The sequence below is a fragment of the Moraxella sp. CTOTU47616 genome (genome assembly GCF_032017465.1).
GTDB lineage: Bacteria > Pseudomonadota > Gammaproteobacteria > Pseudomonadales > Moraxellaceae > Faucicola > Faucicola tetraodonis.
This window is the reverse complement of record NZ_DALZPU010000006.1, coordinates 54,663-77,414: the sequence shown is the minus strand read 5'-3', so window position 1 is coordinate 77,414 and position 22,752 is coordinate 54,663. Positions and strand designations below refer to the sequence as shown.

The following is a 22,752-nucleotide window of genomic DNA, read 5'->3' as shown; positions in this document are numbered from 1 at the left end:
ACTAAGGCGTTGTCACCCCACCTTGCCCATTATCGATACGATAGTAACTCGTGCGCCCATTGGCATCGCGTATCATTTTAGTGGGCGTGGCAGTAACCGTTGAATTCGGTACAGACTGGTATCGAACGGGCGTTTGGGTCGGGTATTGGGTTGGATACTGAGCATTGCCTGTTGGCTGAGTCATTAGCATACGGTAGAGTTTCATACCCGCACGACCATCCGGGTTGACACCTTGCTGCCGTTGAAAATCTTGAATTGCATAGCGCGTTTTATCGCCAATCATGCCATCAGCTTGACCAATATCATACCCACGATTAAGTAGTGCTTGCTGAATTTCACGGGCTTGACGGCGACTAATACCGGCATCATCCGTTGGCCAAGGTGTGACAAAGCCGACATTGCTAGTACGGTTTTGGCTAATCATATCGGATAAATGCGCAATCGCTAGCGCGTAGTTCTCTGACGCATTGTAACTATAAAACGCATCGAAATTTTTACCCACTAAGAACGCCGGGCCTTTAATACCCGCAGGTAATAGCAAACCTGTACTATCAAGGCTAGAAGGTAGCGGCTGACCATTGGCAAGAGTCAGACCTTGACTGCGCCAGTAGCTCATCGGTTTTTTGGCCTTGCGGTTGCTATCTGCCCAAAACCCTGCAGGCAACTTGACCTCAAATCCCCAAGGTTCGCCCGTGCGATAACCTGCTTTATCCAAGAAATTGGCCGTTGACGCGAGCGCATCAGCTTGGCTGTTGACCAAATCTTTACGTCCATCACCATCAAAATCTTGCGCCAAGCGTAAGAAGGTACTTGGCATAAACTGGGTTTGCCCAAACGCGCCTGCCCATGAGCCAGTCATATCATCACGGCGGATATCACCATTTTGCAAGATACGCAGCGCATTGGCGTATTCCGTGCGAAAGTACGACTGACGACGGTCAAAGCAAGATAAGGTCGCTAATGACTGGATTAAGTCTTTTTTACCCAGCTGCTTACCAAAGTTCGACTCTACCCCCCAGACGCCAAGTACATCCGTTCCTTTCACGCCATAGCGCTGCTCGATGCGGTTTAGCGTGCTTTGCAGTTGGTTTTTGGCATTGATACCGTCTTGCACACGTTCTTCATCGACCAGACCAGAGAGATAGTCCCACACTTCTTTTTGAAACTCAGGTTGATAGTTGAGCGAGACAATCACACTAGGGTCAGGCTCAGTTGGGCGATATTGTTCTAAAGTGCTGGCTACACCGCTAAAGGTGCTGCTGTTTTTGAGATTGGATAAACACTGTTGAAACTGGGCATTGCTAAGATTAGGCGGTGTCGGTGCGGCATTGGCTTGGCTAATCATCGCCACGCCTGCCAGCGCCATAAAAATCGGAAGTAAACGCATAACAAACCTTGAATAGTGACAGATAAAAACATCAACAAACGGGATGAATTTTGACTAATTCAAGGGTATAAAAAAAGACCGTTCAGTGAAAGGAGTAAATGCAGTTAATTACATTTTTTCACATTGGGTGATAAAGCGTTAATTTTTGCACGGTTATAGTAAGTCCAATTATTTAACGCGAAAAAATTGGGCATTAACGGTGTAAAGCCCAATTTTGAAAGCATTAATATAGTATCAACATGGTATCGATACGGGTCATTGTTCAATCATAAAACCGCTAAAATATTGTTTAAGCTTGGCAAGCTTGGGCGGAATCACAAAATTGCAATAGCTTTGGGTCGGGTTGTTGGCGTAATAATCTTGGTGATAGTCCTCGGCAACGAAAAACTGCGCAGCAGGATGCACTTCGGTCACCACCTTGATGCCTTGCTCATCACGAAGCTCACCAATCACACGGTCAATGGTCGGTTTTTGCTGCGCTTCATCGGTGTAAAACACCACAGAGGCATATTGTCTGCCGACATCATTACCTTGACGGTCTTGTGTTGTTGGATCATGGGTGGCAAAGAAAATATCCAATACCGTCTCAAGCGGAATAATGGTCTCATCAAAATCGACTTTAATCACTTCGACATGACCGGTATCGCCGCCACAGACGGCTTTGTAGTTGGCGCTTACTTCATCACCGCCCATATAGCCTGATGTGACATCGGTCACACCTTTGACATGACTAAATACGGATTCGGTACACCAAAAACAGCCACCGCCTAAAATAATCGTTTGCATAATAGTACCTTTTTATGGTTATTTCATTGGTTTGATATAAGGGTTAAAATAAATTATTAAAAGTAAAACGGGTGAAAATGTTAGAATAGCAAAGTTTACTCGCCATTCAAGTTAGGCAATGTAAACCAAGTTTCCGCTATCTAAAAACCTGACAGTTTAAGCGTTTGTTAAGCGTTCCTTAAGCATTTTATTGTTGAAGCGAGCATAAAACTGTCAGCGATACTAAGTCAGCGATACTGAGTCTTAGTAACGCTCAATCAGCCATAGTGAGTCAGCCGCATGAGTCAGCCCCAAGCCAAACCACCCCTCGATACCTTATTTACCACGCCGCTAGATGCCAATGCGCGGTTTAGCTTTGATGAGCAAGTGGTGGCTTGTTTTCCCGATATGATTCGCCGTAGTGTGCCTGGGTACGGACAGATGCTCGCCATGTTGCCGATTTTTGCCAAACGCCATTGCCAGTTTCGCCAAACCAATAGCGACGGCAATAAAGTCAGCCGCGTCTATGATTTGGGCTGTTCACTCGGGGCGGTGAGTTTTGCGCTCGCAGGCGAGTTTGCGCCGCAAGATTTGCAAATCAAAGCCATTGATATCTCAGAGCCGATGATCGCCAAAGCGCAAAGTGTACTGATGCAGCATTATCCTGAGCATGATATCGAGCTGATTTGCGCTGATGTGTGTGAGGTGGAGTTTGAGCGGTGCGATATGATTGTGCTCAATTTAACCTTGCAGTTTTTATCCCCTGACAAGCGCGAGCAGTTACTCAAACGCTGTTATGATGCGTTGGCTGAAGGCGGTATTATGATTTTGACCGAAAAAACCCATTTGCTCGATGAAGCGGACGATGCCTGGCGTGTTGAGCGGTATTATGATTTTAAACGCGCCAATGGCTATAGTGAGATGGAAATCAGTGGTAAACGCAATGCGCTCGAGAATGTGCTTATCACCGATACCCTCAATTTTCATCATCAGCGTTTAGCAACAGTAGGGTTTGACCGCCATTTGACGTGGTTTCAGTTTTTAAACTTTGCGTCGATTATTGCGTTTAAGTGATGATTGCCCTTAAAAGATGAAAACCTGTCAATCCTAAAAGAGTCCACCATGAACCATACCATCAAAACTGCCGAAACCGACGTCTATCTTACCTTGCTGCAATTGGCGGAAAAATACCCAGTTGCCAATGAATGGCTTGCCAAGTTGCCCAACTGGCTCGCTACCATCAAAGACAAATCACGCTACGCCCATGCCCCATTTTATCAATCGCTTATTGAGCGCTTGCCCGTGGTTGACAACGCGCAAGTAGAGTTGAATCAACCCTGTATCACCGCAGCATTTGATTGGCAAGACAATGAATACAAGCAAACCCATGCGCTACTCAAACGTTTGATGCCGTGGCGCAAAGGCGGTTTTTTACTGGGTCAAGATGACCTGCAAATCCATATTGATACCGAATGGCGTAGTGACTGGAAATGGGATAGGGTATTGCCGCATATCAGCCCACTTCACGGCAAACGCGTGCTAGATGTGGGTGGTGGTTCGGGTTATCACGGCTGGCGTATGGCGGGCGCAGGGGCAAGCACGGTGATTGTGATTGACCCATCGTGTCTGTTTTATCACCAGTTTATGGCGATTCGGCATTTCGTCAGAGACGCTGACCGTAACGATTACGGACGCAACACAGTGCACTATGTGCCCGTACCGCTTGAAGCCTTGCCCAATCCTAGCCTGACTAGCGGGCAAGCAGGGCTGTTTCATACCGTGTTTAGTATGGGCGTGCTGTATCACCGCGCGTCACCGTTTGAGCATCTTGAGCAATTATACAATCAACTAGCAAAAGGCGGAGAATTGGTACTAGAAACCCTGGTGATTGAAGGGGATGCAACATCCGTGCTAGTGCCAAGTGAGCGCTATGCACAGATGAATAACGTGAATTTTATTCCATCGGTTGCGGCACTGTCGCTATGGCTGTACAAAGTAGGCTTTGTGGCGGTGCGCTGTGTCGATGTGGATGTGACATCGACGGATGAACAACGCAAAACCGACTGGATGGATTATCAATCTTTAAGCGATTTTCTTGACCCCAATGATAGCAGCAAAACCATCGAGGGCTATCAACGCCCGACCCGTGCGGTGATGATAGCCAAACGACCGTAACGGTAACATAAACAAGTAACATGGGTAATGCGGTTTGGGGTAATGGCGTTTTAGGCTAGTAAGGTTTAGAGCAGGGTAGTTTAAAGCGTCCTACTAAAATACCACTCCAAGACCATTTTGATGAGAAAGCCAAAAAAACCGCCGCCCAATGCCAAAAAAATCCAAAATGTGCCTTGTTTGCCTGCATTGTTTTTCTTGGAAATATCGTACATGATAAAAAATAAAAACGCGATAAAGATAGGCAGCAGCACATACATGCCAAGTTTGGTGATTAACTCACTAGAGACTAAAACAAACATGTTATTATCCTATGATTGTCATCAGACATTAAAAAATTTTAGCACATATTATACGCCAAAAAACCGCGTTTCCTTGTAATGGCATGTATCTTTTGACAGGATTATAATGAAAAAACCATCAAAAATTGGTATATTGAACGCCAAAATCAATCTCCCTCGATTGTGAGCGAGTGATAGCGTCAAATCGATGGTGATTCATTGATTTATCGTGCTTTTTTAGCTATCAATCCTGCAACAAAACCTGTGAGCCAACAAAGAGAATTTCCATGTCAGAACAACAACCCGTCATTTCGCAAGCCTTAGCATTAGTGGTGGAATCACTAAAACAACAGCAAATTTTGCCAATCGATTGGGTTGATAACAGTACCATCAGCCGCACCAAAGACCAAGCGCACGGCGATTTTGCTAGTAACCTTGCCATGATAGCTGCCAAGACTGCCAAGAAAAACCCGCGTGAACTGGCGCAAACCATCGTGGCGATGTTGCCTGCCTCGGACATGATTAGCAAAGTTGAGATTGCAGGACCGGGGTTTATTAACTTTTTCTTAGATGATAACGCGCGTTTTGCTATCTTAGACACCATTATGGAGCAAAAAGGCGACTTTGGTACATCCGAAGAATTTGCCGGTCAAAAAATCCAAGTTGAGTTTGTCTCTGCCAACCCAACCTCAAGCCTACACGTGGGTCACGGTCGAGGCGCTGCGTTTGGCATGAGCGTGGCCAATTTACTAGAGGCGGTTGGCTACCAAGTCGGGCGGGAATATTATGTCAATGATGCGGGTCGTCAGATGGATATTTTGGCAACCAGTACCTATTTGCGCTACCTTGAGCTGTGCGGTGAGCCAATTGTATTTCCCACCAATGCGTACCAAGGCGATTATGTCAAAGATATTGCCAAACCCATCAAAAAACAGCATGGCGATAGCCTAAAAACCGCCTGGGAACATATGCTACTCAATGTACCTGCCGATGCCCAGTACCAAATCGATGCCAACGGCGAAAAAGTATGTGTGTCAGGTGATAAAGAAGCCCATATTGACGGGCTGATTGCCAATGCCAAAGCCAATTTGGGCGATAACTATCAGATTTTTCATGAAGCTGCACTTAGTACCATCTTGGCAGATATCCAAGATGATTTGGCGGATTTTAATGTCCATTTTGACCAATGGTTTAGCGAAAAATCAATCCAAGATGCCATTGTGCCTGCTTTGGAATTATTAGAGCAGCGGGGGTTTTTATACCAAAAAGACGGCAACTTGTGGTTTAAATCCACCGAATTTGGCGATGAAAAAGACCGTGTCGTCCGCCGTGCCAATGGTCAATTTACTTATTTTGCCTCGGATATCGCCTACCACAAAGACAAGCTTGACCGCGGCTATGACAAAATTATTGATGTATGGGGCTCAGACCACCACGGCTACATCAAACGCGTGAAAGCGGCATTGACGGCGATGGGCTACGATGCCCAGCGTATGGATGTGATTTTGGTGCAGTTTGTCACCCTATGGCGTGGTACAGAGCAAATCCAGATGTCATCACGCTCAGGTCAGTTTGTGACCTTACGTGAGCTGCGTCAAGAAGTCGGCAATGATGCCGCGCGCTTTTATTATGTCGCGCGTAAACCAGAACAGCACATTGACTTTGACTTAGAACTTGCCAAATCCCATACCAAAGATAATGCGGTATATTATATTCAATATGCGCATGCGCGTATTTGCCGTGTGCTTGAGCGTACTGAAGAGCGCGGTATCAAGGTCGATGACAAAGCCGGCAAAGCCCACCAGCATCTGTTGACCCAATCTGTCGAAACGGATTTATTGAGCTTGCTGGCTTCTTACCCTGAAGTGCTACGCCGTGCTGCGGTCAACTATGAGCCGCATTTATTGACCAATTACCTCAAAGATTTGGCAAGTTTGTTCCACGGTTGGTACAACGATAACCGTATCTTACCCAAAGATGGCGAAACCCCAACCCAAGATGAGCTTGACTTGATGCAGGCGCGTCTGCGGTTATCAAAGTCAGTACGCCAAGTGATTCAAAATGGCTTAATTTTGCTCGGATTAACGGCACCAACCAGTATGTGATATGATTAAGATACGCTAAAAACGCTGTAATATTACCGTATCCCATGTCGTAGGAGATGAAGATGGCAAGACCCAAAGGAGCGACCCCGCGTAAAGCGCCAAGCACGATGTCGTTTTTTGCTGCCATGTTGGTGGGCATGATATTGACCGTGGGGATTGGTCTGTTTGTTTATTTGTGGAATCCATTTAACCAAGGCAAAACCACAAGCGACGAAGCGCCGATGGTGCAGCCAAAGGTGCAAGACAAACCCAAAACCAATAACTACGAGTTCTATGACTTACTCAAAGAACAGCAGGTCAGTGCAGTCCCCGATGAGGCTGCTGCTAGTCAGCCAGTCTCGGCGCAGCCTGATGTGGTGTTGACCCAGGCTGACAGCACCAGTGCGACCAAATCAGCGAATGTCAGCGTGGTCGATAATCCGTTGTTGTCTGATGATAACGGAACCAAGCCACGCGCTTCAGCCAACAATAGCACGATAGACACCAGCACCGCTTCCGATGACACAAGCAGTGCCGATGCCATTGTGATTGGCAACGAGGAGCCTACGCGGACTTATATCTTGCAAATCAATAGCTTTGACAATGCCGATGATGCGGATAAACGCCGTGCTGAAGTGCTAATGGCGGGGGTGGATGCCCAAATCGTCAAAAAACGCTTAAGCAATGACCAAACCGTCTATCAAGTCATCTCTCGCGCCATGAGTAGCCCAGAGATGGCGGCACAAGCCCAGCGCCAACTACAAAATAGCCGCATTGATTCACTGATTGTCGAGCAGCGTCGCTAGGCTGATTTGCAGGCAAAAAAAACCGTGTTATCGCAACACGGTTTTTTATTGTTGGGTAGAATTAAGCTTTTTTACGACTAAATTTGCGTTGCTTTTTGTTTTGCAGTTCAGTCAAGGTGCGTTTGATTTCCTCATCAGTCAGTTGTGAAATTTGCTGTAAGATATGCATCACGTCCATATTAAGGATAAACCGCGCGCTTTTTGCCATGGTATGAATGCGCGCATCAAACTCAATCACCCCGCTGGCCGACACCGTAATATAACCAAGACGCTCTAGCGCATCCATAAAGCTAGTAAACAAGGCACGGTCAAAAAAATCTGGCATGTCATCTTCATATAGCACGGATAGACGCTGACCGAGCAGATGACCCAAATCAATCACTTGATCTTTGGTGAGTTTGCCTGAGCCTTGCTGACTCAGCAGCGCAAGCACCATAAAGTAGCGCTCTAGACTTTGCTCAACTGAGTTGGCAAGTACTGTCAACTGCTGATAGCTACGGGTATTCGGCTCTGGCGTGGTCAGGATGCGATGACCATCCGCATTCACTCCTTTGTCCACGATGATGTTTTCTTCGACCAACGTATCGATATGCTCACGCAAAGTGTCATTTAAGGTGCGCAGTGGGTATTTCAAAAACAACTCTGCTTGCAAGAAGGGATACATGATACCCACCACCCGCTCAATGGTGTTTAAGCTCATGGTGCCATTACGCTGTATCAATGAGGCACATAGTGACGCGATGATATAAATATGCAAAATATTGTTGCGAAAATAGCTCAGTAGCGGCGCTTGACCGTCCGCAATACGAATCAAGTCACCGAGCACATGTGGGGTGCGCTCGATGAGTTTAAGCTTGACACCATAGTTAATAATGGCTTCTGGGCTTTGCTGGGTGATTGATACATCATCATCATACGGGATTTTTTCTGCGATACGTTGATACAGCGCCAACTGTTCACGACAGCTTTGCTCATCGAGTGCGCCATGCGGTGTATCGAGCAGTACCAAAGATAGCAAAGTCACTGGATTAAGCACCGCAGAGCGGTTGATACGCTGCATGATTTTGATGCCCAAATTGTCAATCATGTGGGTGACATTGGCGGGCATATCACTATCGGTACGGTCTTTGGGTAGGGTATTTGGGGCAACGTCAAATTTTTTCATAAAATCAGCCAGATAAAGCGGCTGACCAAAACTGACGTGCACATGACCGAAGATACGCTCGATTTTTCGGCTGGCTTTTAATAGACCTAGTAGCGACTCAGATTCTTTGGGTTTACCTTTAAGCTCACCCACATAAGTGCCGCCTTCCATAATGCGTTCATAACCGATGTAGGTCGGGATAAAGACAATCGGTTTGCCCGCTTGGCGTAGATGGCTTTGTACCGTCATCGCTAGCATTCCTTTTTTGGGCGGTAACAAGCGACCTGAGCGCGAGCGTCCGCCTTCGATGAAGTACTCAATCGGCGTGTTGCGCATCAACATACTATGCACGTATTCACGAAACACCGCAGAGTACAGCGGATTGCCTTTAAAACTGCGACGCATAAAGAAAGCGCCGCCATTGCGTAATATTTGACCTAGCACGGGGATGTTTAGGTTCTCGCCTGCGGCAACGTAGGGCACCCGTAAGCCACGTTTATAAATCACGTATGACAGCAACAGATAGTCCATGTGACTGCGGTGGCAAGGCACATAGATGATTTCATGGTCGGATGCCAGTTTGCGTACCCGCTCAAAGTGCGCCACTTCAACCCCGTCATACAACTGTGTCCACAGCCAGGTCAAAAAGCGGTCAAAAAAGCGCACGGTTGCAGACGAGTAGTCACTGGCAATCTCGTTCAAATAGCCACGCGCCAATTTGCGGCTTTTGGCGAGTTCACGTGAGTTTTCTTTGCTATCGACATTCACGGCATGCTGAATGGCAGGGGTATACAGAATTTTATCGACCACATTGCGACGGTCTGATAAGTCAGGACCCAAGATGGCTTCTTGTTGTTTATCCAGATAACCTTCTAAACGCTGCTGTACCCGTGCAGTAATGGTGTGTAAATGCTGGCGGTCTTCACTAGCATCATCAGTGGATGCTAGGCTACCTGATTGCAGCGCAGGGTTTTTGCTAATCTCATCTTCGATGATGCCACGCAGGTCTTTGGGTGAGTGAAACTGCACATAGGTATCTCGCCCTTTGACCCCGATATTAAATAGCTGTTTACTGATGGTGGGTACTTGCCATTCATCAGCGGTGAGGAGGTTAAGCAGCGAATCTTCTTTTTCTGGTGCGCGTCCCCACAAGATAGTGACAGGGATAAAATCAATGTGTAGTGTTGGGTATTGCTCGACGGCTTCAATCAAGCGTAATAGGCGAGGTGAAAATACGGCGCTGTCATGAGACAGTTTTTCTGTTTTATGGTGATGCAAAAAAATCATTGCGGTATTTTCATCAATACCATGCGCCCGATCGATGACATTGGCTAAGGCAGGGGGTAGGTCATATTGTTTGGTTTCTAGGTCAATTAAAATACTGTTGCTACGAGAATACTCTTTGAGCACATAAAAGGTGAGTCGCTGGCTTGAGGGATCGCTATCGCTTGCTGGCGATAAATTATCATCGCTAACATCGGTGCTAGCTTCGCTAATATTGGGGATGTCGCCGATAAGTTTGGATTTGACGGCGAGCCCCAATAATTTGCCAGAGACTTGTCGGTATAGATTTTTTAACAGCGGGGTCGCAGCAGGATGGGTACCTTTGTTGTTCGCTTCGGTAGTGCCTGAATTTTTCCCTACGTGATTCATAGTATGCCTAGTGATTGCGTGATTTTTTCGTGAGTTTTTAAAGATAAATACAAGGTCTAAAAAATGTCTTATCATGCCATAGATTGATGAATTTCTAAACCTTATCACTCAAAAATTCTTGTATAATGAGTGACTTTAATGCATCCCACATACCCAAAAATAACGTTAATCATAAGAGCGTCTATGGCAAGCCAGCAAGATATAAACCATACCCATACGATTGATATCACTCACCAACCACAGGTGCCCGTAACAGCCGTAACGCAGCAGTTTGAGCCGCAAGCGATTTGGCAACAATTAGTCACGCAGGTATTGGAAACCTTAACCCTCGTGCCGTATCAAGATAATGTATTTATTGGGCAAAGCCACGACTATGTCGGTGCGCGTATCTTTGGTGGGCAAGTACTGGGGCAAGCATTGATGGCCGCCAGCCATACTGTGGAGCATGCAAAACCTTGCCACTCATTTCATGGCTATTTTTTGCGCGGTGGCGATATCAATAAGCCTGTATATTACCAAGTCGAGAAATTACGTGATGGTCGTAGCCTTGCCTCACGTCAAGTGATAGCACGCCAATATGATGACGATAATCAACCGAGCATTATTTTTACCATGATGGCGTCTTTTTCACCGTTTGAAGAAGGGCTTGAATATCAACAAGCGATGCCAACGTATCCTGCGCCAGATGTGTTGCTGACCGAGCAGCAGCTCAAAGACCAAGTGGTAGGCAAAATCCCTGATGCCCTAAAAGCGCGCTTTATGCGCCAGCGTCATATCGAAATCAAGCCAGTACAGCCGCGTGACCCGATTCATCCAAAAATCATGGAGCCTAGCCAAGCCAACTGGCTACGTATTCCGCAGCTGGGTAAACAGTCAATTCAAGTGCAACAAGCACTGCTCGCATTTTCTTCTGATTTTTATTTGATTGGTACAGGGCTGATGCCACACGGGATTAGCTTTATGACTAAAGGGTTGCAAGCGGCAAGTATCGACCATAGTATGCATTTTCACCGCCCATTTGATATGAATGATTGGTTACTCTATAACATGTGGTGCGATACCACGTCACAGTCAAAAAGCCTAAACCACGGTCAATTTTGGCAAAATGGCAAATTGGTCGCCACAACCCAGCAGCAAGGGCTAATGCGACTGCGCTAGTGATTCAATAATTTTTATCTTGTGTTAACTCGTGTTAAATAGTAGCCGTATGAGAGAGGAAAATATGTCCAATCCCCCAATGAGTGATGCTGCCCGTCAGAACATCGCCCAACAAGACAATCACCCATTAAAAGGCTTTGCTGTTATCTATGAGCAAAAAGTGGAATGGGGCGATATGGATGCGTTCAATCATGTCAATAACGTGGTGTATTACAACTATGCCCAGCGCGCGCGTATCCACTACCTTGAACAAGTCGATATGTTTAACTTACAAACCCATACCGTGATTGCTTCGTCATCTTGCCAGTATTTGAATTCGGTCACTTTCCCCGATGTGCTTTGGATTGGCATTCGTGCCAAAAAAATAGGTAATACCAGTCTGACCCATGACTATGTTTACTTTAGCACGGCCCAGCAAAAAGTCGTCGCTACCGTGTCGTCCGTCATTGTGTTTTTTGACCAAAATGGCAAAAACAAACAACCGATTTCTGAGGGTCAACGCCAACAACTTGCCGAGTTAGAAAGTCATACGGTTTAACTGTTGCTAAAATTTAACTGTTACTAAAATTGTTAAAAAAAAGCCACAAGCTGCAATGCTTGTGGCTTTTTTTGTCTGATGAATTGCTATTTGTGGTCTGGGTTAGCAACGGTTTCGACCAAGTTTAGGTCAAACCCTGATAACGCGTTGAATTTGAGCGGTGATGACAGCAAACGCATGTCACGCACGCCCAGATAACGTAAAATCTGTGAGCCAACCCCAATGCTGCGGTAGGGTTGGTGATTAAGCGGTGAGTTTGGTTTGTCAGCGACAAAGTTATCGAGCGCTTCGCCCATATCAATCGCTTGCTGATGCCCAATCCAGACAAACACGCCACGCTCTGATTGGCTAATTTCTTTAAGCGAGGCATGGATATCCCAGTTACTCTTACCGCTGTTGGGTAGCTGCACGGTGAATAAATCGCGCAATGGCTGGAAGCTATGCACCCGCACAGTGCTCACGCCTTCTTGTGGGTTGCCCTTGACCAGTGCCAAATGGGTATCCTCTGAATTTTTTTCTTTAAAACGATAAGCAGTAAACTCACCAAACTCAGTTTGCATGGGGTAATTGGCGATGGCTTCTACCGTTTGCTCATTGGCAATACGGTAATTAATCAAATCAGCGATGGTGCCGATTTTTAAGCCATGTTCTTTGGCAAAAATCTCTAGGTCATCACGGCGCGCCATTTCGCCATCTTCTTTGATAATTTCACAAATCACTGCCGCAGGTTCAAGTCCTGCCAAGCGTGTTAGGTCACAGCCGGCTTCGGTATGACCGGCACGGTGTAGCACACCGCCATTTTGTGCCACAATTGGGAATACATGCCCCGGTTGTACGATGTCTTCGGGTTTGGCAGTCGATGACACCGCTGTTTGGATGGTTCTGGCGCGATCTGCTGCTGAGATACCTGTGGTGACCCCTTCTGCCGCTTCAATGGATACTGTGAAGTTGGTGCTAAATTTAGCGCCATTTTTATCCGACATAAGCGGTAAATTGAGCTGTTCACTGCGGTCAGCAGTGATGGTCAAACACACCAAGCCACGCGCATGGGTAATCATAAAATTAATATCTTCTGGGCGCACATGGGTGGCTGCCATCACCAAGTCGCCTTCGTTTTCACGGTCTTCATCATCCATCAAAACGACCATTTTGCCTGCACGGATGTCATCGATAATTTCTGCCGTTGTATTAAATGCCATAAAAGTGCCTTTGTTAGCGATTTATTAAAATAACATTGATTAAAAAACTGATTGAAAAACTGATTAACAAATAGGGACAGAAAATAAGCGCTGTCAGCTAGGTTTGTTCAAACTATTGTCTAAATTAACCTTAACAATCACCTCATCAAATTGGGTGAAGCTAGTATAGGCGCCCATTTCTTATTTGCGCGCTATTATAGCATTAACTCAGTGAGTCTAAGCAGCGAAATATTGATAGCCATACGCGCTGGTAGCGCACGCAGACATAAGGCTAGGGTAGATTAGTTAAAAAAATTAACAAAAATTGGTGATTTTGTATAATTTTTGAGCAAAAATTAAAAAAAACTGGTATATTATTACTTAATAATTAATAAAAATTACATTCTTAATACGTTTAAAGAAAACGCTATTAAAAAGTCATAGACGTCTAACCGATTTATTTATCTAAGGATCCTGTGATGTCAGTCTTTTATCTTATCTACACGAGCAAAATTACCTTACAAGCAAGTTTGCATCCGATGACGTTGCCTGATATCTATCGTCAGTCAGTCGCGCGCAACACCCAAGCAAATGTCAATAGCGTACTATTTCTCAAGCAAGGCAACTTTCTACAATATATGGAAGGTAGTGAGCGTACTATCACCCAACTATTTGACAAAATCAAAGCCGATAAAAGACACAAAAATATTCACGTTATTGAACAGGGACAAGCGCCCAATGCGCTGTTTGGGCACTGGAAAATGCACTGCATCAATTTAGATAGCGTCAATGATATGGATGATGTCGATGATATCAGCCCCCTGCTAGACTATTTTGAAACTGCGCAATTTGATAGCGCCAGTGTGCCAAGGTTGCTTGCGGATGTAGAAAACTATTATCGTTCGGGCAAATGGCAAAGGCATCAACATACCAACTTTGATAAGGGCAGTTATAGCCATGCCAAGCTGCGCCGATTGGGTGTTAAGCATCGCTATTTTTTGTGGATTCAGCTTGGGTTTTTATTGGTATTTTTATTGCTGATGGTGTACTGGTTATTACAGAATAGGGTTCATTTGGCTGCGCTAAATCATCCGTTGTCTGCTTTGACAGGTTTTTTAGCCGCCGCTCTTTAATGATTGCCCTTTAACCACTGTATAAAGGCATAGGTTTGCTGTTCTTTGGCATTATCAGCAAATTCAAACAACCGTGTGCCCAGCAAATTATCAGGCAGATACTGCTGTGGGTGGTAATGGTTGGGGTAGTCGTGCGGATAGATATAATTGGCACCATAACCTTCGGCGCGCATCAGCTTGGTGACGCCATTACGCAAATGTAGCGGTACAGGCGATTGGTCATTTTCTGCCAGTCGCATCGCTTTATTAATGGCCTGATAACTAGAATTGGACTTCGGCGAGGTCGCCAAATACACCACCACTTGCCCCAAAATAATCCGCGCTTCAGGCATACCGATGCTCTGCACACTTCGCAGGGCGGTATCGGCAAGTAGTAACGCATTGGGATTGGCAAGTCCGATATCCTCACTTGCCAAAATCACCAACCGCCGCGCAATAAAGGCAGGGTCTTCGCCCGCTGTCAGCATCCGCGCCATCCAATACAGTGCCGCATCAGGGTCGCTACCGCGGACTGATTTAATCATCGCTGACACTAGGTCATAATGGCCATCACCCGATTTGTCGTAGCGTACCAGGCTTGCACCTGCGACCGCGATGACATTGTCATCAGTCACCACAATCGGTAACTGGCTGCCTTGCTTAAAATTGGGGCTCGATTGAATGGCGAGTTCAAGTAAATTTAACGCCTTACGCGCATCGCCTTGCGATAGTGCAAAAATCGCTTGGCTTGATTGTATTTCAATCTTAAATTGTTTAAAAACTGCATCATCGTCAATGGCACGTTGTAGTACTTGGCTAATTTCATCTTCGCTCAAGGGGTTGAGCCGATATACTTGGCAACGAGACAATAGCGCATTGTTGACACTAAACGAGGGGTTTTCGGTGGTCGCACCAATTAAAGTAATATCCCCTGACTCAACCGCGCCGAGAAGTGCGTCTTGCTGGGCTTTGTTAAACCGATGAATCTCATCGACAAATACCACCGGCGGCTCGTCAAACAAGCCGTCATCTTTTGCCAGTACTTCACGCAGCTCTTTGACCCCTGCATTGATAGCCGAGAGCGGGCGAAAAGGACGACCCACCGCATCGGCTAAGAGCATGGCTAAGGTGGTTTTGCCAATGCCTGCTTCGCCATGCAAAATAATCGATGGCAAGTAACCTTGCTCAACAATACGGCGAATCGGTGCATTGGCACCGAGCAAATGGGTTTGTCCGATTACCTCGTCAAGCGACTTTGGGCGGACACGTTGGGCAAGGGGGATTTGGTTAGTTTGGCTCATTGGTTAAGGAATCAGCTTAAATTCGTTGCTAAGGTTTTCAGCAGATGTTATAGGGTTGGTGGTTATATTTGGATCATAGGTTAAGCCAAAAATTTGGGCTTGATAATTTTTATTCAAATCCAAAGGCTGCGATGAATCGTCAATTTTGGTGATGAAACTTAGCGTTGCACCCTGTGGAATAATCATATCAAGTGAACGACAAGCATCTGACACGCCACCCCAAACGACATCTTTTTTATCTTTTTCAAACAAAGCGACCGTAATAGACTCATTACAGTTGTTAATGCGCAAGCTTTTCTCTTTGGCTGTAATCGAGATGCGTAATTTTTTATTCGGTAAAGGCTCGGCTAAAATATAGCTTGTAGTAGTATAAGTTGGAACAGCAGGCTTTGACTCAGATGTAGTAGTTGGATTTGAACTTTGCTGCATAGAAGGCACTGAACATGCTAATAAAGTAACGGCGAACATGGCAACCATCAATAAATGCCTAAACTTTAGCATCGTTGCTTTTAGCATTGTTTCTTTCCTTATCTAGCATGGCACCAAGTTTTTAAATCAAGTTTTTAAATCAAGTTTTTTAAATAACGTCTAGTATTCTAGTGTAGCAAACAAGGAGGTGGGCGGCTAAATGAGTTAAGGAGTGATGTTGTGTTTTTTTGTTAAAACGCAACGCGATTGTTATATATGGTTTGGCAAAGTTTAAAATCCCTTGTACAAACTAGGATTTTTTTTAAGAATTTTAGCATGCTTAGACGACGGCAGTAAGCTAACTTGTTTGATTTGTGTGACTACTTGGATTGAGAAATATTTTTACTTTGTTAAATAAAAATAAACAGTAATGATGTGAGGCTTAATGAGCCATATTTTTAAAAAAACTACAATATTGTTAATATGACAAGTTTAGATTGACGGGTCAGTTTTTTCTTTTTACAATCTCATACTTTAGTTAATATTCAAACTGACAGTTAGTGCTCACTTTGGTATTTCATTATTATTTAATTAGGCATTATTTAATAAGACAGTTTTTTAACAAGACAGTTTTTTATAAGACAGTTTTTTGGTAATACGGGCATCATAACGGCGACCGCATCAATTACTAGGGTAATTGACGGCTTGCGTGGTTGTTATGTTGCGGCAAAGCCATAGGCAAGTTATTAGCGAGTCGTATGAAATTACATCAATCCATCAAGCCATCGACTTACCCAGTAAGCCATCATCTGCAGCCACTATCACGCGTGCTTACCCTATCTGCGTTTACGGTGGCAATGGTTTCGTTGAATTTGTCCTTATCTTTGGATGCGACGGCTGCGACCACGGTCACCAAACCTAGCACTACCAAAACCACCCCGACAAAAACTACAACAAACACCACCAAAACGACCAGTACCCCCACCAAAAATGCTAACAAGCCGCCTGTTAAAACATCAGCTACAACATCGGCTAAAAATTCTGTTAAAACATCGGCTAAAACCACGCCAGTAGCGCCAACCACAAAACCAACTAGCAGATTGCAGCCCAGTACCAGTGGCGACACCGCAGAGTTTACGCCGGTAATCAATACCCCGCCCAATCCTGAGCCTGTGCTCAATGCTAGCCCTGCCACGGACGCACCATCAGCCGACACGTCATCGAAAAAAACCGCGACCCGCGCCAATGAAGTCAAAGGGGGGAAAGCAGCTGGGCTCAGCTACGATCCTACTATCAATAATGGGGTGCCTTATCCGCCAAGTTATGGCCTAGATGTGCCCAGTAATTTGACACTGGCACAAGCGCAGCAGTACCTAGTCAAAGTATCACCCAAAGTCGCGGCAGACAATGCAGCAATCGTGAGTAATGAGCTGCGAGCTCAGTCAACCAAAGGCTTGAACAAACCGATTGTGTATCTGGGTGCCAGTGCCACGCATGTACATGTGGATGACAATATAGATACCACGGGCATTAAAAACAACCTAGCCAATCCCATTGACAATGCAGTCAATAACAATAGTGGCAATTTGCCCATCACCTTGCCACTGCCTACCACGCCTGCAGATATCGGTGGCTTAATCACCGACCCGATTCCCAATAGCATCCCTGTCAATATCGGCAAGAACAACACATCAGCCAATATTACGGTGCTATGGTCTGCTTATAACGGACACAAAACCGAAGCAGTGACCAGTTTGCTCAATGGTATGACCGATGAAAGCCGTGCCGATGCTGATTTGTCACTGGATGAACAATACACCACGCTTACCAAACGCTATTTTCAAACCCAGCTTGCCATCATGGCAGCTTATCTACGCGCCGATGCACTCAATGCGATTCGTGCCACCGACCATGCCGCACAGCGCGCACTCGATGTGGGGCTGATTTCAAAAGTCGAGCGTTTGGAAGCCAAAAAAGCCTTAGCCGATGCTGAATACGAAAATAGCAAAGCGCTGAACGATGCTGAGCTTGCCATGACCGCGCTACAGCGATTACTGCGGACGCCGTATTTTATCAAACCGACATCGCCTTTATTTGTATCCACCAAGCCGTTGCCGCCGCTGAGTTATTTTCAGCAGCAGGCTAAAATGCATCACCCAGGGTTTGATAAGGTTGCCGCCAAATACAACCAAGCCAAAGCGCTGCATGAATTTAGTGAATCCGCCTACAAACCCAATGTCACCGTCTTTGGTCGCTCGGAAATCGACGCTGACCCAAATTGGATTGCTGGGGTGTCTGCCAACTGGAAATTGTGGGGTGGGGTAGATCGCCGCATTAGTACCCAATCTAGCCTTGCCAAGCTGCACCAAGCCGAATTTAGCCAAGTCGATGTCAATGATAATATTATGTTGTTGGTAGAAAAAAATTGGCAAACAGTCAACAATGCACGCGATAATTTTATTGCCTTAAATACCAATATTGAACTTGCCAGTGAGATGCTACGCTTTCGTCAGCTCGGCTTTAAAGAAGGCGTCAACACGGCCGTAGAAGTGATGCAAGCCGAAGCGAATTTGGAAAAAGCCAAAACCGAGCAAGCCAAAGCGGCAAATGATTATGTACAGGCAATGGCAGACTTGATGCAAAGCTGCGGTACGCCGCTAGAGTTTAACCGTTATATGCAGGCAGCGGACGTCAAGCTACCCGCGATTTATTTTGAACATCGTAAAAACTAATCAATTATTTTAACCCGTGTCTTTATTTCACCAGTAGGCTTACCGTATGGCTGATCCACAAAACCCAACACCAGACAATGCGATGGACAACGCTAAAGACAACGCTAAAGACAACACTTTGGACAGCGCTGCGGATAATGCGAATGCAGCGATGAACGCTCAAGCTGCCCAAGCTGCTGATGAGCCGCACGCAGAGGACAGCCTGGCAGCCGCTACGACGGATAGCCGTTACATGCCGCCTACCAAAAAACCCAGTAAAATCCGCACCATCATTATAGCTTTGATTATCCTTGGGCTGATTGGACTGGTCGCGTGGGGACTAATCAAAGACAAGCGCGAAACGCGCAGCGCGCCTGTGACCATCCAAGGGCATATGGAAGTAGAGCAAACGCCTGTCGCTGCCAAAGTTGCCGGTCGTATTGCCAATATTTATGTCAAAGAAGGCGATGAAATTAGCGTCGGCACACGCCTGATTGATATGGATAGCCCGGAAATCAATGCCAAGGTCGAACAAGCACAAGCAGGCAAAGAGTTAGCCCAAAGTCAACTGGACAAAGCCAACAATGGCGCAAGACCGCAAGAGATTGAAATGGCAAAATACCAGTACGATGTTGCCCAATCCGCGGCTGACCTTGCCAAAGTCACCTACGAACGTATCAACCGACTCGCAGCAGAAGGCTTGATGTCACGGCAAAAACGTGACGAAGCCTATACCAACTATGTCGCCAGTGTCGATAAAGCCAAAATCGCCAAAGCCCAATATGAGTTAGCCAAAACAGGCGCGCGCAGTGAAGATAAAACCGCCGCCCAAGCGCAAGTCAGCCAAGTAGAAGCCAAGCTTAAAGAAGCAATGGTGGCCAAAGAAGAAGCCAATCTTAAAAGCCCGATTGCCGGTATCGTGGACAACGTGATTGTCAAACCAGGTCAAGTGGTGGGACAGGGCGTACCACTGATGACCATTGTCGATCCCAAAGACCAATGGGTGGTGCTTAACGTTACCGAAAATAACCTAAACCATTTTGCAGTCGGTAGTGAATTTAGCGGTACGGTTCCTGCGTTATCGGTCAACAATCAGCCTTACCGCCAAGTGTTTAAAGTGTACGCAAGTTCCGTGCTATCAGATTTTGCCACGTGGCGCCCGACCAACAGCAAAGACGGCTTTGATATGCGTACCTTTGAGATTCGCGCGCGCCCGAGCCAGTCAGATACACGCCTAAGACAGGGCATGACCGTATTGGTTGATATACCGGCAAGCCGTCAGCCAACCCAAACACAATGAAGTCAACCATGATATCAAAACTGACATCAAAACTGACATCAAAACTGGCATCAAACAAGGGCTCTAAAGCGTCACCGACATCGTCCGCTGTGTCAAATGCCAGTGACAGTGACAGTGTTGGTGCTAGTGACCATGAGCGTTATGCACAGTTTGATAACCGCTCAGGCTTTGTGCAATTCTTTGCGGCGTTTTGGCACAGTGCGCGCCGTGAATGGGATTTTTTGGTGCAAAATCGCTGGGATTTTTCCTTGATGTTTTGGATGCCCATCGTATTGATATTTTTGGTTTGGTGGATTTTTAGCAAAGGCATGGCAGTCGGGATTCCGATTGCGGTCATAGACAATGACCACTCTGCGCAATCTGCGACGATTATCCGCTATATTGATGCGACGCCTGAGGTTGCGGTGGTCAAAAGTCTTCACAGTGCCGCTGCCGCTCAGCAAGCCATCGAGACTACCGATGTCATGGCGGTGGTTGAAATCCCAGAGAATTTTTCAACCAATCTACTGGCTGGCAAAACCTCGCGTTTGCTACTCAATGTCAATGCCCAATATGGCACGCATTCAGGCATGATACAAAAAGCGGTACAGACAGCAGTTAGTACCTTTTCGGCAGGGGCGGAGATGCAGCGGCGAGTCGCCATTGGCGAAGATATCACCCTGACCAAAACCAGTTATGCACCGATACAATCGCAAAGTGTGGCACTGTTTAATACCGCCAATAACTATCAGCAATTTTTGGCGGTCACGGTGGTACCAGCCTTACTACATATTTTGTCGATGGTGATTGGCGCGTCAACTGTCGGGCGAGAGTTGGTCGACAAGACGTTAGGTGAGTGGTATCAGTCGCTAACATCCCCCAAATTTGCCAGTAGCCATGCCAGTAACCACGCCTTTAACCGCCCCTTTAAACGCTCCTTTAACCATAGCCATCCTGTGACACTGGGGCACGAAAAACCCAAACTATCGCTAATTATCGCAGGGCTCAATGGCAAACTAATTTGGGCGATGTTTGCCTATACGCTTTGGGCAGCGGTGGCATTGACGTTGGTGATGCAAATTTTCCCCATACGTTTGGCGTCTGTGGCGATTACTTATCTGATATTTTTAATGTTTATGATGGTGTCGTTTTGGCTTGGGGTGATTGTCACGGTCGGCACGTTTTCGTATCGTCAAGGCTTGTCATTTACCGGATTTATCTCCGCGCCGTCATTTGCTTTTTCAGGGGTGACGTTTCCATTTTTGGCGATGAGTCCTGCAGCGCAGCATTGGGCAAATGCGCTGCCATTAACCCATTATCTCAACTTGCAAACCGCCCAATTACAAATGGGCGCACCGCCATCGTTTGCCTATAGCAGTTTTATCGGATTTTTTATTGCCGTTATGATTACCTTGTTGTTAGCCGCCTTGTTGACCAAAAAAGCCTTGCTGAAGCCTGAAAAATGGGGGCAACGCTGATGCCCACCCAGACAAAGCCCAGCAAAGTCGACGTAAGCAACTCTGCCAACATTTGGGAGCGCGGTTTTTTGCTGCAAGTTTTGCATGTGTGGCGCAGCGTGTTTCAAGACAAAGGGGTGCTCACTATGCTACTGATTGCCCCAGTTATTTATGGTTTTTTTTACCCGTGGCCGTATTCAAAAGAAGTGGTGCGTCATGTCCCTGTGGCAGTGGTGGATTATGACCATTCAAGTCTATCGCAGACCATTATCCGCTACGCCCAAGCCAATCCGCGCATCCAAAGCACCATTGTAAACGATGAAAACAGTGCCAAGCAGCTGATGTGGCAAGGCAAAATTGCAGGCTACATGGTGATACCCTCAGGGCTGTATCAAAAAGTGACCACAGGACAACCTGCCAAGGTGAGTATCCTTGCCAACGGTAACTATTTTTTGCTCAACAAACAAGTACAAACGGGGTTTTTAGAAGTCATCGGCACCGTGTCCGCAGGGGCGAAAGTACAAAAAAATGTTGCCATCGGGCAAGATATCACGGTTGCCAAAAACAATATTTCCCCGGTTGCGCTGACGATTAATCCCTTATACAACCGTACCGAAGGCTATGGCAGCTACATTGTCCCTGCGGTTGCGATATTGATTCTGCAGCAGATGTTTTTGATGGGCACAGCAATGCTAGTGGGTACTTGGGCAGAGCAAGACATGCACCGCGCTTCGATGAAAACGTGGCTTGCGCGAATATTGGGCTTAGCGTGTTTTGGTTTTGTGCTCGGCTGTTTTTATTATGGCTGGGTGTTTTCGAGCAATGACTATATCCGTAACCAAAATCTGACGGGCTCATTGGTATTGCTTGCCCTGTTTTTCCCCGCGGTAACGGCGCTGGGCTGTCTGCTTGGGGTGTGGTTTGGGGCGCGAGAACGGGCGATGCAAATTTTGGTCGCAAGTTCAATGCCGATGCTGTTTGTCTCAGGGATTTCGTGGCCGTATCAAATGCTGCCTGAGCCCCTGCAATATTTGCGCTGGGTGTTACCTAGCACCTCGGGGATGAATGCCTCTGTGATGCTGAACCAAATGGGCGTGCCACTGGCGTATGTCAACGTGTATCTCATGGCGCTCATGATGATTTTCTTGGTTTGTTTATTGCTGCTACTTTTATTAGCGAGTAAAGAAAGTGAATCGTTAGCAGATTAATCCTTGCCAACGGCTATTTTCTTCCTCATGCGGTTACACGTGCGGTTATTTGCCAAATTTGCGATGCGTGTAGCAAGTATCTATCATCCATCATCTATCATTTGATAAAC

The 22,752-nt window shown here is 46.2% G+C and carries 18 protein-coding genes; 11 read left to right on the top strand and 7 right to left on the bottom strand.

What is annotated here, in order from left to right; all coding sequences use genetic code 11:
• Position 1: 1 nt before the first annotated feature.
• Positions 2–1,387, bottom strand: a complete 1,386-nt coding sequence (locus RTS10_RS08205) for a lytic murein transglycosylase (RefSeq protein ID WP_312539926.1) — start codon at positions 1,385–1,387, stop codon at positions 2–4.
• 255 nt (positions 1,388–1,642) lie between these two features.
• Entirely contained in the window at positions 1,643–2,173 is a 531-nt protein-coding gene (gene msrA, locus RTS10_RS08200) for a peptide-methionine (S)-S-oxide reductase MsrA (protein WP_050325183.1), read from the bottom strand.
• Between the two features lie 279 nt (positions 2,174–2,452).
• Between msrA and cmoA the strand changes: the two genes are divergently transcribed.
• Together cmoA and cmoB are read left to right on the top strand one after the other, a co-directional pair.
• A complete protein-coding gene (gene cmoA, locus RTS10_RS08195; RefSeq protein ID WP_312539925.1) occupies positions 2,453–3,226 on the top strand; it encodes a carboxy-S-adenosyl-L-methionine synthase CmoA in 774 nt (257 codons plus the stop codon).
• 48 nt (positions 3,227–3,274) lie between these two features.
• Positions 3,275–4,327 (top strand): tRNA 5-methoxyuridine(34)/uridine 5-oxyacetic acid(34) synthase CmoB, encoded by a 1,053-nt coding sequence (gene cmoB, locus RTS10_RS08190; protein ID WP_312539924.1) that lies wholly within the window; start codon positions 3,275–3,277, stop codon positions 4,325–4,327.
• A gap of 80 nt (positions 4,328–4,407) precedes the next feature.
• Here cmoB and RTS10_RS08185 read toward each other — a convergent pair whose 3' ends face one another.
• Entirely contained in the window at positions 4,408–4,626 is a 219-nt protein-coding gene (locus RTS10_RS08185) for a DUF2788 domain-containing protein (RefSeq protein WP_007117392.1), read from the bottom strand.
• Positions 4,627–4,892: 266 nt separating this feature from the next.
• On the opposite strand from RTS10_RS08185, the gene argS reads away from it, so the two are divergent.
• Together argS and RTS10_RS08175 are read left to right on the top strand one after the other, a co-directional pair.
• A complete protein-coding gene (argS, locus tag RTS10_RS08180; RefSeq protein ID WP_312116155.1) occupies positions 4,893–6,710 on the top strand; it encodes an arginine--tRNA ligase in 1,818 nt (605 codons plus the stop codon).
• A 62-nt stretch (positions 6,711–6,772) separates the two neighbouring features.
• Complete coding sequence (locus RTS10_RS08175; RefSeq protein WP_203171307.1) at positions 6,773–7,495, top strand: SPOR domain-containing protein; 723 nt, start codon at positions 6,773–6,775, stop codon at positions 7,493–7,495.
• Between the two features lie 61 nt (positions 7,496–7,556).
• Here the strand turns inward: RTS10_RS08175 and plsB are convergent, their stop codons facing one another.
• On the bottom strand, positions 7,557–10,292 hold the full coding sequence (gene plsB / locus RTS10_RS08170) for a glycerol-3-phosphate 1-O-acyltransferase PlsB (RefSeq protein ID WP_312539923.1): 2,736 nt from the start codon (positions 10,290–10,292) through the stop codon (positions 7,557–7,559).
• A 183-nt stretch (positions 10,293–10,475) separates the two neighbouring features.
• On the opposite strand from plsB, the gene RTS10_RS08165 reads away from it, so the two are divergent.
• Together RTS10_RS08165 and RTS10_RS08160 are read left to right on the top strand one after the other, a co-directional pair.
• The gene (locus tag RTS10_RS08165; RefSeq protein WP_312539922.1) at positions 10,476–11,450 is read left to right on the top strand and encodes an acyl-CoA thioesterase; all 975 of its coding nucleotides are present in this window, start codon (positions 10,476–10,478) and stop codon (positions 11,448–11,450) included.
• 64 nt (positions 11,451–11,514) lie between these two features.
• Positions 11,515–11,988 carry an acyl-CoA thioesterase gene (locus RTS10_RS08160; RefSeq protein ID WP_312116146.1) on the top strand — a complete coding sequence of 158 codons (474 nt, stop codon included), beginning with the start codon at positions 11,515–11,517 and terminating at the stop codon, positions 11,986–11,988.
• An 86-nt stretch (positions 11,989–12,074) separates the two neighbouring features.
• Here RTS10_RS08160 and ribBA read toward each other — a convergent pair whose 3' ends face one another.
• The gene (gene ribBA / locus RTS10_RS08155; RefSeq protein WP_312539921.1) at positions 12,075–13,187 is read right to left on the bottom strand and encodes a bifunctional 3,4-dihydroxy-2-butanone-4-phosphate synthase/GTP cyclohydrolase II; all 1,113 of its coding nucleotides are present in this window, start codon (positions 13,185–13,187) and stop codon (positions 12,075–12,077) included.
• Between the two features lie 458 nt (positions 13,188–13,645).
• On the opposite strand from ribBA, the gene RTS10_RS08150 reads away from it, so the two are divergent.
• The gene (locus RTS10_RS08150) at positions 13,646–14,299 is read left to right on the top strand and encodes a BLUF domain-containing protein (RefSeq protein WP_099833344.1); all 654 of its coding nucleotides are present in this window, start codon (positions 13,646–13,648) and stop codon (positions 14,297–14,299) included.
• Here RTS10_RS08150 and RTS10_RS08145 read toward each other — a convergent pair.
• Together RTS10_RS08145 and RTS10_RS08140 are read right to left on the bottom strand one after the other, a co-directional pair.
• Positions 14,296–15,579 carry a replication-associated recombination protein A gene (locus tag RTS10_RS08145; protein ID WP_312539920.1) on the bottom strand — a complete coding sequence of 428 codons (1,284 nt, stop codon included), beginning with the start codon at positions 15,577–15,579 and terminating at the stop codon, positions 14,296–14,298. The genes RTS10_RS08150 and RTS10_RS08145 overlap by 4 nt on opposite strands.
• Before the next feature lie 3 nt (positions 15,580–15,582).
• A complete protein-coding gene (locus RTS10_RS08140) occupies positions 15,583–16,095 on the bottom strand; it encodes a hypothetical protein (protein WP_312539918.1) in 513 nt (170 codons plus the stop codon).
• A 650-nt stretch (positions 16,096–16,745) separates the two neighbouring features.
• Here RTS10_RS08140 and RTS10_RS08135 point away from each other — a divergent pair.
• The 4 genes from RTS10_RS08135 to RTS10_RS08120 are packed head-to-tail and all read left to right on the top strand — an operon-like array spanning position 16,746 to position 22,642.
• The gene (locus RTS10_RS08135; RefSeq protein WP_312539916.1) at positions 16,746–18,719 is read left to right on the top strand and encodes a TolC family protein; all 1,974 of its coding nucleotides are present in this window, start codon (positions 16,746–16,748) and stop codon (positions 18,717–18,719) included.
• Between the two features lie 46 nt (positions 18,720–18,765).
• Positions 18,766–19,998: an HlyD family secretion protein gene (locus tag RTS10_RS08130; protein WP_312539914.1), complete on the top strand. Its 1,233-nt coding sequence runs from the start codon at positions 18,766–18,768 to the stop codon at positions 19,996–19,998.
• 8 nt (positions 19,999–20,006) lie between these two features.
• Positions 20,007–21,455, top strand: coding sequence for an ABC transporter permease (locus tag RTS10_RS08125; protein WP_312539912.1), 1,449 nt, complete (start codon positions 20,007–20,009; stop codon positions 21,453–21,455).
• Positions 21,455–22,642: an ABC transporter permease gene (locus RTS10_RS08120; protein ID WP_312539910.1), complete on the top strand. Its 1,188-nt coding sequence runs from the start codon at positions 21,455–21,457 to the stop codon at positions 22,640–22,642. The genes RTS10_RS08125 and RTS10_RS08120 overlap by 1 nt, the downstream gene beginning before the upstream one ends.
• Positions 22,643–22,752: the final 110 nt, after the last annotated feature.